The sequence below is a fragment of the Cedecea selenatireducens genome, assembly GCF_042138895.1.
Classification (GTDB): Bacteria; Pseudomonadota; Gammaproteobacteria; order Enterobacterales; family Enterobacteriaceae; genus Cedecea; species Cedecea selenatireducens.
On sequence record NZ_JBHIKW010000001.1, the window covers coordinates 427,432 to 439,584 of the forward strand.

The 12,153-nt window shown below is 56.9% G+C and carries 10 protein-coding genes; 6 read left to right on the forward strand and 4 right to left on the reverse strand.

What is annotated here, in order from left to right:
* Nucleotides 1–21: 21 nt before the first annotated feature.
* Both ACE38U_RS02040 and ACE38U_RS02045 read right to left on the reverse strand, forming a co-directional pair.
* Nucleotides 22–1,410: an APC family permease gene (locus ACE38U_RS02040; protein ID WP_038481440.1), complete on the reverse strand. Its 1,389-nt coding sequence runs from the start codon at nt 1,408–1,410 to the stop codon at nt 22–24.
* Between the two features lie 378 nt (nt 1,411–1,788).
* Entirely contained in the window at nt 1,789–3,207 is a 1,419-nt protein-coding gene (locus tag ACE38U_RS02045; RefSeq protein WP_038481437.1) for a glutamine synthetase family protein, read from the reverse strand.
* Between the two features lie 212 nt (nt 3,208–3,419).
* Between ACE38U_RS02045 and puuD the strand changes: the two genes are divergently transcribed.
* The 5 genes from puuD (at nt 3,420) to ACE38U_RS02070 (ending at nt 8,207) form a co-directional block, all read left to right on the forward strand.
* Nucleotides 3,420–4,184, forward strand: coding sequence for a gamma-glutamyl-gamma-aminobutyrate hydrolase (gene puuD / locus ACE38U_RS02050; protein WP_038481434.1), 765 nt, complete (start codon nt 3,420–3,422; stop codon nt 4,182–4,184).
* Between the two features lie 25 nt (nt 4,185–4,209).
* Nucleotides 4,210–4,767 carry an HTH-type transcriptional regulator PuuR gene (puuR, locus tag ACE38U_RS02055; protein WP_154189164.1) on the forward strand — a complete coding sequence of 186 codons (558 nt, stop codon included), beginning with the start codon at nt 4,210–4,212 and terminating at the stop codon, nt 4,765–4,767.
* Between the two features lie 138 nt (nt 4,768–4,905).
* A complete protein-coding gene (gene puuC / locus ACE38U_RS02060; RefSeq protein WP_038481428.1) occupies nt 4,906–6,399 on the forward strand; it encodes an aldehyde dehydrogenase PuuC in 1,494 nt (497 codons plus the stop codon).
* Nucleotides 6,396–7,676 carry an NAD(P)/FAD-dependent oxidoreductase gene (locus ACE38U_RS02065; protein WP_038481425.1) on the forward strand — a complete coding sequence of 427 codons (1,281 nt, stop codon included), beginning with the start codon at nt 6,396–6,398 and terminating at the stop codon, nt 7,674–7,676. Before puuC ends, ACE38U_RS02065 begins: the two co-directional genes overlap by 4 nt.
* A 270-nt stretch (nt 7,677–7,946) precedes the next feature.
* Nucleotides 7,947–8,207 carry a YdgH/BhsA/McbA family protein gene (locus tag ACE38U_RS02070; protein WP_038481422.1) on the forward strand — a complete coding sequence of 87 codons (261 nt, stop codon included), beginning with the start codon at nt 7,947–7,949 and terminating at the stop codon, nt 8,205–8,207.
* A 44-nt stretch (nt 8,208–8,251) separates the two neighbouring features.
* On the opposite strand, the gene ldtA is transcribed toward ACE38U_RS02070, so the two are convergent.
* Complete coding sequence (ldtA, locus tag ACE38U_RS02075; RefSeq protein ID WP_375529065.1) at nt 8,252–9,187, reverse strand: L,D-transpeptidase LdtA; 936 nt, start codon at nt 9,185–9,187, stop codon at nt 8,252–8,254.
* 159 nt (nt 9,188–9,346) lie between these two features.
* On the opposite strand from ldtA, the gene ACE38U_RS02080 reads away from it, so the two are divergent.
* Nucleotides 9,347–10,588 carry a mechanosensitive ion channel family protein gene (locus ACE38U_RS02080; protein WP_375529066.1) on the forward strand — a complete coding sequence of 414 codons (1,242 nt, stop codon included), beginning with the start codon at nt 9,347–9,349 and terminating at the stop codon, nt 10,586–10,588.
* Here ACE38U_RS02080 and ACE38U_RS02085 read toward each other — a convergent pair.
* Nucleotides 10,585–12,039 carry an EmmdR/YeeO family multidrug/toxin efflux MATE transporter gene (locus tag ACE38U_RS02085; protein ID WP_038481414.1) on the reverse strand — a complete coding sequence of 485 codons (1,455 nt, stop codon included), beginning with the start codon at nt 12,037–12,039 and terminating at the stop codon, nt 10,585–10,587. The genes ACE38U_RS02080 and ACE38U_RS02085 overlap by 4 nt on opposite strands.
* Between the last annotated feature and the right edge of the window lie 114 nt (nt 12,040–12,153).

Genomic DNA, 12,153 nt, shown 5'->3' on the forward strand with positions numbered 1-12,153 from the left:
ATTCTCTGACGCGGCCTGGCTTTACTCCCAGGCACGCTCGGCCTTGCTGGCGTCAAACACCGGCGGTGGCCTGCGGAAACGGCGGGTCAGGAAGGTCAGGTACAGGACGCCGACCGCGGCCCACACCAGCCCGAGCGTCAGGGAAGTCACTTCCAGGTTCACCCACAGCACCGCCACCGTTGTCGCGCCGATCAGCGGCAGAATGAGGTAGTGCAGCTTCTCACGCCAGGTTTTGTTGCGGCCTTCGCGACGCCAGAAGTGGTTAAACACCGACAGGTTCACGAAGGTAAAGGCCACCAGCGCGCCGAAGTTGATCAGCGCCGTCGCCGTCACCAGGTCAAAGAACAGCGCGGACAGCGCCACGATGCCCACCATGATCACGTTCAGCGCCGGGGTGCGCCATTTAGGGTGCACGTAGCCGAAGTATTTTTCCGGGAACACGTTGTCGCGTCCCATCACGTAGAGCAAGCGTGAAACGCTGGCATGAGAGGCAAGACCGGAAGCCAGGGTATTCACGAAGGTCGTGCAGAGGAAAATCGACTGGAACAACTTGCCGCCGACGTACAGCGCAATTTCCGGCAGCGCCGCGTCCGGGTTTTTGAAGCGACTGATGTCCGGGAAGAACAGCTGCATAAAGAACGACGCCACGATAAAGATAATGCCGCCGTAGGCTGCGGTCAGAAAAATGGCTTTAGGAATGGTGCGGGCCGCGTCGGGCGTCTCTTCCGAAAGCGTGGTGACCGCGTCAAAGCCGAGGAACGAGAAGCAGACTATCGTCGCGCCGGTAATCACCGGGATCAGGTGTGCATTTTCGCTGATAAACGGCTGCAGCGACCACACGGTCCCCACGCCCTCGCCTTTATGCAGCCCCTGCACCACCAGAATGATAAACACCACCATGATGGCGACCTGTACCAGCACAAACAGGGTGTTGAAGTTCGCCACCAGGTTAACGCTCTTCAGGTTCGCCGCCGTCAGAATGCAAACAAAGCCCACCACCCAAATCCACGGCGGGACTTCCGGGAACAGCGCCGAAAGGTAAATTTTTGCCAGCAGGACGTTGATCATTGGCAGGAACAAATAATCCAGCAGCGACGACCAGCCCACCATAAAACCCACGTGCGGGCTAATGGCCTTTTGGGCATAGGTATAGGCTGAACCCGCCTGCGGGAACTGGCGCACCAGCTTGCCGTAGCTGATGGCGGTAAACAGCACGCCAGCCAGCGCCAGCAGATAGGACGCAGGCACGTGGCCGTCGCTGATGCCGGACACGATACCAAAGGTATCAAACACCGACATTGGCGTGAGATAGGCCAGCCCCATCACCACTACCTGCCAGAGTTTTAGAGATTTGCGCAGCTGCGGCTTACCCGCCTGCGAAGCGATGTCTACGGAGGAATTAGTCGCCATGACGATGTCCCCCCACGCAGATACAGGTTTGCGAAGCGTTCTTCGTTCGGGCAAACCTGCTTAGCCTGGGGGTTAATCGTAACTGTCGGGGAATTGTTATCGGACTCACGCACGCCGCTGGCCCGTCGTTATCAATACGGCAGCAGCGTTCGCCCTCGCCGTGCGGATATTTAAACATTTGCGTCTGCATCATCTCATTTCCTCGTCGTACACATTGTCGTTAACAGAAGACCCGTTGCCGCCTGCGCTCCGTTACGCGACTTCGGGAAATGGCAGGTTGCCCTGCAAAACGTCCGGCCTGGCTCCGCTCAGCCCGCATGATGCTACTTATTTATCAGCTTGCCCGGCCACGCTTGCTCCGCCGGGCAGGAGCCACTATCAGGCGTTTTTCAGCATCCACTCAATTTCAGTTTCCGTGATTAAACGCTCAAACTGCACCAGCTCATCGTGCTTACACGCGTGGAACACGTGGCTGAAACGCTCGCCAAGCAGTTCGCGCAAACTATCGTTCTGAGTGAATTCCCACAGCGCGTCGCTCTGGCGAATCGGGAACGGTAGCCCTTCCTGCTCCAGCCCGTTGCCCTCAACTTCTTCCTGCAGCGGCAGGTCGGTATCCAGGCCGTGTAAAATCCCGGCGAGGATCGTCGCCATCACCAGATACGGGTTGGCATCCGCCCCCGCCACGCGGTACTCCACGCGGTGGTTGTCCCTGTCACCGCACGGAATACGCAGCGCCACGGTACGGTTGTTATGCCCCCATGAAGCCTGGGTCGGGACGTACATCCCCGGCTGGAAGCGGCGCCACGAGTTCACGTTCGGCGCCAGCAGCGCCATAGAAGACGGCATCAGGTGGATCATGCCCGCCAGCGCACGTTTCAGCAGCGCAGAGTCTTCGCCGTCGGCGTCCGCCAGCACGTTTTCGCCTTTGTTATTCAGCACGCTGATGTGGATATGCATCCCGCTGCCCGCATGCTCTTCGTAAGGCTTCGCCATAAAAGTGGCGTGCATCTTATGCTTCTCTGCGACAGTTCGCACCAGGCGTTTTAACGCTAACGCATCATCGCAGGCATCCAGCACGTTATCGGTGTGATGGAGGTTGATTTCGAACTGGCCTGGCGAGGCTTCTGCCACCGCGCCATCCGCCGGGATCAGCTGCAGGCGAGCCAGATCGTCGATGTCGGTCAGCACATCGGCAAAGTGGTTCAGGTTATCGACGGAATAGACCTGGCTTTGGGTATTACGGTCGTCGGTGCCCGGCGCGCAAGGCGGCTGCAGGTAGCCTTCTGCATCGCGCTGGCGATCGATTAAATAGAACTCCAGCTCTACCGCTACCACGGGGAACAGGCCGCGCTGGCGCAGTTGCTGCCAGAGTCGGTTCAGCACGTTCCGCGGCTCAACGTCAAAGGGAGCGCCATCTTCGTCCAGCATGGTTAACATCATCTGGCCGATAAACTCGGGATCTGCCGCCGACGGCGTCAGCGTTCCCGGCACCGGCACACAGCGGCGATCCGGCTCGCCCAGTTCCTGCCCAAGCCCGGCCTCTTCTACTACATTGCCGAGGATATCCATGGCAAACACCGACGCCGGGAAATAACAGCCCTTCTCTACCTTACGCAGACCGGCGATCGGAATACGTTTTCCGCGGAAGCAGCCGTTCAGGTCAGTAAGCAGGACATCGACATATTGGGTATTGGGATAACGCTCAAGAAAGGTATTCACTTCGCGTGCAAACGCGCTACTTCGTCTCTCTTCGGAATGCTGAACAAAATTCTCAACTTCTACGATATTGGTTTCCATGATTCACCGCCGTTGCGTTGGATGCCGGTCGCTGATGTCGACCGTTAAATATAATGTCCACTTATCGACAATGGTGTGAAACAAAATGTTTGTCAAATGTTAATTTAAGTTTGCAAGGACGTTACACCGCTGCTAGATTGAAAAAATATTGAACGGATACGGGCAACATGGAATCGTTTGGCAATAATTTAGTCCATTATGTGAGGTTGATCATGGTCGATATATTTGACAAGCCAGTGATTGGTGTCGTGATGTGCAGGAACAGGCTTAAGGGTCATCTGACCCAGACGTTGCAAGAAAAATACCTGAATGCCGTGTTGAACGCCGGCGGGTTACCGATAGCCCTTCCCCACGCGCTGGCAGAGCCTGAACTGCTGAATGCGCTGCTGCCAAAACTGGACGGGATCTTCCTGCCGGGCAGCCCCAGCAACGTGCAGCCGCACCTCTATGGTGAAAATGGCGATGAGCCTGACGCCGACCCAGGGCGTGATGAACTGAGCATGGCGCTTATCGCCGCCGGGCTCAAAAGGCGCATTCCCATTTTCGCCATTTGCCGGGGTTTACAGGAACTGGTTGTCGCCACAGGCGGGACTCTGTATCGTCGCCTGTGCGATCAGCCTCAGCTTCTGGAACACCGTGAAGATCCCGAGCTTCCCGTGGAGCAGCAGTACGCACCTTCACATGAAGTTCAGGTACAGGAGGGAGGATTGCTTTCGCATTTAATACCGGGTTGCAACACGTTTTGGGTTAACTCATTACATGGCCAGGGAGCGAAAACGGTGGGCCCGCTGCTGCGCGTAGAGGCAAGGTCGCAGGATGGACTGGTGGAGGCGGCAAGCGTTCACGATCATCCTTTTGCCCTCGGCGTTCAGTGGCACCCAGAATGGAACAGTAGCGAATACGCCCTGTCGCGTTTGTTGCTTGAAGGTTTTATCAATGCCTGTCAGAAGCACCTGTCTGAAAAACAGCGGCTCTGACCACTACTGTTAAGGAAATGCCAATATGAGCGATGACGGCCTGGCGCCGGGTAAACGTTTGTCAGCGATCCGCCAGCAACTGGGTCTTTCTCAACGTCGTGCCGCCGAACTGTCTGGATTAACGCATAGCGCCATCAGCACCATAGAACAGGACAAAGTAAGTCCTGCCATCAGTACGCTGCAAAAGCTGCTGAAAGTCTACGGGCTGTCGCTCTCCGAGTTCTTCGCGGAACCGGAAAAACCTGATGAGCCGCAGGTGGTTATTAATTATGACGACCTGATTGAAATAGGCAGTCAGGGTGTTTCAATGAAATTAATACACAATGGGAATCCTAACCGTACGCTGGCGATGATCATTGAGACCTATCAGCCGGGCACAACCACCGGCGAGAGGATCAAACACCAGGGTGAGGAGACGGGCACGATACTGGAAGGTGAAGTGGTTCTGACCGTAAACGGGCAAACCTGGCACCTTGTTGCGGGGCAAAGCTATGCGATTAACACCAGCATGCCGCACAGCTTCAGCAACACCTCGGCAGGTATTTGCCGCATTATCAGCGCCCACACCCCCACCACGTTCTAATTATTTCCAGGCCTGAGTTTTTCAGGCCTTATTTAAACCACGTTTTTAACAGGACTCAATTCCTGGGGCTTTTTGCAGCCCAAATTTGCCTGAAGAACCCAGTAAGGCCATTTATCCGATTGAATAAAAGGAGTCATCATGGACTTTCAGCATCTTAATTACTGGCAGGAAAAAGCAAAAAATGCCTCGCCGGAAACCCGCCTGTTTATTAACGGCGAATATTGCTCTGCCAAAGACGGCGAAACATTCAGTACCGTCGATCCTTTTGCGCAACGCAATCTCGCCGAAGTCGCCCGTGGTAAAAAAGCGGACGTGGACGTTGCCGTTCGGGCAGCTCGCAGTGTTTTTGAGCGTGGCGACTGGGCGCAGGCGTCCCCGGCAAAACGCAAAGCCGTGCTCGGCAAGCTGGCAGATTTAATGGAACAGCATCACGAGGAACTGGCGCTGCTGGAGACGCTCGACACCGGCAAACCTATCCGCCATAGCCTGCGTGATGATATTCCGGGCAGCGCCCGCGCTATTCGCTGGTACGCCGAAGCCATCGACAAAGTGTACGGTGAAGTCGCCACCACAGGCGTGAACGAACTGGCGCTGATTGTGCGCGAACCGGTTGGCGTGATTGCCGCCGTTGTGCCCTGGAACTTCCCGCTGCTGCTGGCCTGCTGGAAGCTCGGCCCGGCGCTGGCCGCGGGCAACAGCGTCATCCTCAAGCCTTCGGAGAAATCACCGCTGTCGGCCATTCGCCTTGCGGCGCTGGCCAAAGAAGCTGGCCTGCCGGACGGCGTGTTTAACGTCGTGACCGGGTTTGGTCACGAAGCGGGACAGGCGCTGGCTCAGCACCCGGACGTGGACGTGATTACCTTCACCGGCTCCACCCGTACCGGCAAACAGCTGCTAAAAGATGCAGGCGACAGCAACATGAAGCGCGTCTGGCTGGAAGCGGGCGGCAAAAGCGCCAATATCGTTTTCGCCGACTGCCCGGATCTGAAAAAGGCCGCCGCCACCACCGCCGCCGGTATTTTCTATAACCAGGGCCAGGTCTGCATCGCCGGTACTCGCTTGCTGTTAGAAGAAAGCATCGCCGATGAGTTTATCGCCCTGCTGAAAGAGCAGGCCAAAAACTGGCAGCCAGGCAACCCGCTGGACCCTGAAACGACGATGGGCACGCTTATCGACAGCGCCCACGCCGACAACGTCCACGGCTTTATTCGCGATGGCGAAAGCCAGGGCAAGCTGGCGCTCGACGGGCGTAACGGCAGCCACCCGGCGGCCATCGGCCCGACGATTTTCATCGACACCGCAGCGGATGCACGAGTCGGCCGGGAAGAGATCTTTGGCCCGGTGCTCGTCGTCACCCGCTTTACCTCCGAAGCTCAGGCGCTATCGCTTGCCAACGACAGCGACTACGGCCTCGGTGCCGCAGTGTGGACCCGCGATCTTTCCCGAGCCCACCGTATGAGCCGCAGCCTTAAAGCAGGTTCCGTTTTCGTCAATAACTACAATGACGGCGATATGACCGTCCCGTTTGGCGGCTACAAGCAGAGCGGCAACGGACGCGATAAGTCCCTGCATGCCCTCGAAAAATTTAGCGAACTGAAAACCATCTGGATTGCCCTGGAGCCTTCATCATGACTGAACATACCACCAGCTATTACGCGGCCAGCGCCAATCAATATGAGCCCTTCCCGCAGTTGACCGAGTCCGTAACCTGCGACGTGTGCGTGGTCGGCGGCGGCTATACCGGCCTTTCTTCTGCGCTACATCTGTCCGAAATGGGCTATGACGTGGTGCTGTTAGAGTCCGCCCGCATCGGCTTTGGCGCCAGCGGGCGCAACGGCGGGCAGCTGGTTAACTCCTACAGCCGCGATATTGATGTGATTGAGCGCCGCTATGGCCCGGAAGCGGCCAAAATGCTCGGCGGCATGATGTTTGAAGGCGGAGAAATTATTCGCGAACGCATTAAGCGCTATCAGATTGACTGCGACTATCGCCCTGGCGGCCTGTTCGTTGCGATGAACCACAAGCAGTTGGAAAAGCTTGAAGAGCAGAAAGCTAACTGGGAGCGCTATGGCAATACCCAGCTGGAGCTGCTGGATGCCGGCGAAATCAAACGCGAAGTGAACAGCGATCGTTACGTGGGTGCCCTGCTCGACCACAGCGGCGGCCATATTCATCCGCTAAACCTGGCCATTGGCGAAGCTAACGCCATTCGCCTCAACGGTGGCCGAGTATTCGAACAGTCTGCGGTGACCCATATTCAGCACGGCAGTCCGGCCGTCGTCAGCACGGCGAAAGGCAAGGTCACGGCGAAGTACGTGATCGTGGCCGGTAACGCCTACCTTGGCGATAAGCTCGAACCAGAGCTGGCAAAAAGTAGCATGCCGTGCGGCACCCAGGTGCTGACCACCGAGCCGTTGGGCGAAGATCTTGCCCGTTCGCTGATCCCGAAAAATTACTGTGTGGAAGACTGTAACTACCTGCTGGATTACTACCGCCTGACGGCCGACAACCGCCTGCTGTACGGCGGCGGCGTGGTCTACGGCGCGCGTGACCCGGCAGATATTGAGCGCCTGGTGATGCCTAACCTGCTGAAAACCTTCCCGCAGCTGAAAGGCGTGAAGATTGACTACAGCTGGACCGGGAACTTCCTGCTGACGCTGTCCCGCATGCCGCAGGTGGGCCGTCTGGATAACAATATTTACTACAGCCAGGGCTGCAGCGGGCACGGCGTCACCTATACCCATCTGGCTGGCCGCCTGATTGCAGAGCTGCTGCGCGGTGACGCCGAGCGCTTCAACGCCTTCGCCAACCTGCCGCACTATCCGTTCCCTGGTGGGCGCACGTTCCGTATTCCGTTTACCGCGATGGGCGCGGCTTACTACAGTCTTCGCGATCGCCTTGGGGTTTAAATAAACCCGACGCACGGAGCGATCCCTCCGTGCGTTTTTTTATTAACGGCCCAAAGCTTTATCGCCGCGAAAACTTCACGTTGCGGCAGATTAATTAAGGAAAATATAAGGCGGCTTAAGCTAATTTACAGTCAATAACACCCAGATATTACCAGCCAGAATTTTTGAAAGTCTTCATCAATAACCCCTGCTATTCATTAGCCCGGCGGCAACGTAGCATGCAACGCATTCACCGACGACTCGCTTATTACCCACATTGAGAGACTCATTATGATGCGTAAAATGATAACTTCCGCCCTTGCCCTTACCGTATTTACCGCCCTGACCGGCACGGTTTTAGCCGCCACTGAAGTTCAGCAGGCAAGCGCCGGGCAAAGCATAGGCTCCATTTCAACCAGCGGCGCAACTACGCTTGACCAGGCTATTAATCAGCTTTCCGACAAAGCTGATAAGGCCGGAGCAACCTCTTTTAAAGTGACCTCCGCAGGCGGGCAAAATAAGCTCTTCGCCACGGCAGAATTATTCAAATAAAGAAAAGCTCGCACATGGCGAGCTTTTCTTTTTCTTACTGATAATTACAGTCGCCCGGACTCCGTAGCGGCTGCATTTATTTGTACCGGCATACCGGAACGGCGATTCAACGCCTCGCTGACGACGGCAGCATGCACATCCGACGCCTGAGTTTCGCTGCGCAATATCGTGGTCATCGGCAGCGGGACTTTTTTGTCGGACTCAAACTCCGCGCGATTACGCGACAGCGGCTCGTGAACCTCTAACCAGCGCTTGCCGTCCGGCTCTGTGGTGGCTTTCACCGGCTGGTCAATCAGCTGTACGCGAGTCCCGACCGGCACATTATCGAACAGGAATTTAATGTCGTCGTTGCGCAGGCGGATACAGCCCTGGCTGACGCGCAGGCCGATGCCAAAGTTGGCGTTAGTGCCGTGAATGGCGTACAGCTTGCCGATGTAAATGGCATACAGGCCCATCGGGTTATCCGGCCCCGGCGGCACAAAAGCAGGCAGCGTTTTGCCTTCTTTGGCGTACTCGCGGCGGGTGTTCGGGGTTGGCGTCCAGGCCGGGGCGTCCTGCTTGCGCTCCACGCGAGTTACCCAGTTGCGCGGCGTTTCACGCCCGGCCTGACCGATGCCGATCGGCAGGATTTCAACCGTGTTGCTGTCCTTTGGATAATAGTAGAGGCGCATTTCCGCCACGTTCACCACAATCCCTTCACGCACGGTGTCAGGCAAAATAACCTGCTGCGGAATAACCAATTGCGTGCCGACTTTGGGCAGGAACGGATCGACGCCCGGATTAGCCTCCAGCATATTGCTGAAGCCCTGCCCGTACTGAGCGGCAAAATGTTCCAGCGGCTCCTTGTTGCCCTCCGGCACGGTTACCGTGATCGGTGCGCCAACCAGGCGACTGCCTTCCGGCGGCAAAGGATAAGTTACGGCCATCGCGCTTTGCGTGACCGCCGCCAGAGCAAAAGCCAGCGTGGAGAAACGAATCATAATTTCCCTGTTAGTTAACATGACGTGAATACGTTAAGCATAACCGCCCCGAGAAAATTCTGTAAGGATCGGCGGTGAATATGTTTACAAATTGAACGGTCGGGTTGCGACCGCTGGCTGCAGAGGGCATGATGTCCTCTTGTTTTCAAAGGAGACGTTATGCAGGAATTGATATCCGCCCTCGAGCAATACGGTATTGAACCCAACCACACCACTTCCCTGATCGTCATTTTCGGCATCATTTTTCTGACCGCGCTGGTCGTGCATTTTATTCTGCACGGCATTGTACTGCGGGCCTTTGAGAAGCGGGCGCAGTCCAGCTCCAGCCTCTCGCTGCAGATAATCACCCAGAACAAGCTGTTTCACCGGCTGGCGTTTCTGCTGCAGGGCATCATCGTTAACGTTCAGGCTGTGTTATGGCTGCAAAAAGGCAGCGACGCGGCGACCATTCTGACCACCTGCGCCCAGCTGTGGGTGATGCTCTACGCGCTGATGTCCTTCTTCTCCCTGCTGGATGTGATTTTCGGCCTGTCGGGTAAATTCTCTTTCGCTTCTCAACTGCCGCTGAAGGGTATTTTCCAGGGCGTGAAGCTGCTGGCCGCGATTGTCGTCGGCATCATGATGGTTTCGCTGCTGATTGGGAAATCCCCGGCAATATTGATAAGCGGCCTCGGCGCGATGGCCGCCGTGCTGATGTTGGTGTTTAAAGATCCGATTCTTGGCCTGGTGGCCGGGATCCAGCTCTCTGCCAACAGCATGCTGAAGATGGGCGACTGGCTGGAAATGCCTAAATACGGCGCGGACGGCGCGGTGATCGACATCGGCCTGACGACGGTGAAAGTCCGCAACTGGGACAATACCATTACCACCATCCCAACCTACGCCCTGGTGTCTGACGCCTTTAAAAACTGGAGCGGGATGTCGGCCTCCGGCGGGCGACGCATTAAGCGCAGCGTGAACATTGACACTACCAGCATTCGTTTTCTGTCGCAGGACGAGCAGGAGAAACTCCTTAAGGCGAAGCTGCTGCAACCGTATATGGCAGAGCGCGGGAAAGAGATCAGCGAATATAACCAGCAGCACGCCGACGACTCGGTGCTGAACCAGCGCAAAATGACCAACGTCGGCACCTTCCGGGCTTACCTGAATGAGTACCTGCGTAGCCACCCGCGAATTCGCAAAGACATGACCCTGATGGTGCGCCAGCTTGCCCCTGAAAGCGAAGGGCTGCCGGTGGAAATTTATGCCTTCACCAACACCGTGGTGTGGGCGGAGTATGAAAGCATCCAGGCCGATATCTTCGACCACATTTTTGCCGTGGTGGACGAGTTTGGGCTGCGTATTCACCAGACGCCAACCGGCAACGACATGCGTGCCATTGCCGGGGCTTTCGATCGCTAAACGGCGCTTTCTTCTGGCACCGTAAGCGGTTCTTTCGGCGGTCGTGGGTATTTTTTCAGCCAGCGACCGCTGATCATTCGCCAGTAGAAGCACGCGCCGCGCACCGCCCAGTCGCCGAACATCCCCAGCCAGACGCCCACCACGCCCATCCCGAGCACAATCCCCAGCGTGTAACCGGCGATAACACGGCAACCCCACATTCCCGCCATCGACACCCACATCGCGTAGCGGGCATCGCGCGCGCCCTTCAGCCCGGCCGGCAGCACCCAGGACGCGGCCCAGATAGGCATAAACGCGGCGTTCATCCACAGCAGGACTTTAACGACTTCTTTGACGTCATCTTCACTGGTATAGAACGAGGCGAACAGCCCGGCGAACGGCGCGGTTCCCCAGGCAATGACCGTCAGGCCAATCGTGGCGAGCCAGAACGTGTGGCGCAGCTGGCGCTCGGCCTGGCCGATTTGCCCTTTTCCAAGCCGCCTGCCGACGATTATTGTTGACGCCGACCCGAGGGCGTTGCCCGGCAGGTTAATCAGCGAGGCCACGGAGAAGGCAATAAAGTTCCCGGCAATGACGTTGGTGCCCATCCCGGCGACGAACATTTGCGTCAGCAGCTTGCCGCCGTTGAACAGCACCGACTCGACGCTGGCCGGGATACCGATGCCGAGCACTTCCCATAAAATGCCCCAGTTGAGCGGCGTGAAGTAGCTTTTCAGCGAAATGCGTAGCGCCGGATTAAAGCCAATCATCAGCACGAAAATAATACCCGCCGCGCCGATATAGCGGGAAATGGTCAGCCCCAGGCCTGCGCCGACAAAGCCCAGCCCGCCCCAGCCGAAGATGCCGTAGATAAGAATGCTGCTGATGATGATATTGAGGATGTTCATGCCGCCGTTAATCAGCAGCGGGATTTTGGTGTTCCCCGCCCCGCGCAGCGCACCGCTGCCGATAAGCGCGATGGCCGCCGCCGGGTAACTCCAGACGGTGGTTTGCAGGTAGGAAAGCGCGAGACCTTTTACTTCTGGCGTGGCGTTCCCGGCGATGACATCGATGATATGCGTGCCCGCCAGGTGAATGCCTGCGGCCATAATAAATGACACGATGGTCATCAGGATCAGCGACTGCCTGGCCGCCGCCCTCGCCCGCTCCGGATCCAGCCTGCCGAAGCTGAACGCCACCACCACCGTGGTGCCAAGGTCGATAGCGGCGAAGAACGCCATAATAACCATATTAAAGCTGTCGGCGAGTCCCACGCCCGCCATCGCCTCTTTCCCTAACCAGCTGACGAGGAAGGTACTGAGTACGCCCATCAGCAGCACGCAGGTGTTTTCTAGGAAGATAGGCACCGCCAGCGGCGTTATCTCTCGCCAGAACAGCACCCGATAACTCTTACGTTTGGCGTACCACGGCGTTTTCGCCACGGTCTGGCGAAGGACTGCATGTAAGTTCAAGCGAGGACCTGCAAGGAAAGATAAAACGGCATTTCAAATAATGGGCGACAAATCGTTATCCTGCAAAGGATTTTTTTGTCTCTGATTGCCTGAAAAGGCAACAAGATGTTGATA

What these genes read in the sequence shown, in the direction of transcription:
- ACE38U_RS02065 (WP_038481425.1), top strand. Translation starts at nt 6,396, where the DNA reads ATGACTGAACATACCACCAGCTATTACGCGGCCAGCGCCAATCAATAT.
- puuR (WP_154189164.1), top strand. Translation starts at nt 4,210, where the DNA reads ATGAGCGATGACGGCCTGGCGCCGGGTAAACGTTTGTCAGCGATCCGC.
- ldtA (WP_375529065.1), bottom strand. Translation starts at nt 9,187, where the DNA reads ATGATTCGTTTCTCCACGCTGGCTTTTGCTCTGGCGGCGGTCACGCAA.
- ACE38U_RS02045 (WP_038481437.1), bottom strand. Translation starts at nt 3,207, where the DNA reads ATGGAAACCAATATCGTAGAAGTTGAGAATTTTGTTCAGCATTCCGAA.
- ACE38U_RS02070 (WP_038481422.1), top strand. Translation starts at nt 7,947, where the DNA reads ATGATGCGTAAAATGATAACTTCCGCCCTTGCCCTTACCGTATTTACC.
- ACE38U_RS02080 (WP_375529066.1), top strand. Translation starts at nt 9,347, where the DNA reads ATGCAGGAATTGATATCCGCCCTCGAGCAATACGGTATTGAACCCAAC.
- puuC (WP_038481428.1), top strand. Translation starts at nt 4,906, where the DNA reads ATGGACTTTCAGCATCTTAATTACTGGCAGGAAAAAGCAAAAAATGCC.
- ACE38U_RS02040 (WP_038481440.1), bottom strand. Translation starts at nt 1,410, where the DNA reads ATGGCGACTAATTCCTCCGTAGACATCGCTTCGCAGGCGGGTAAGCCG.
- puuD (WP_038481434.1), top strand. Translation starts at nt 3,420, where the DNA reads ATGGTCGATATATTTGACAAGCCAGTGATTGGTGTCGTGATGTGCAGG.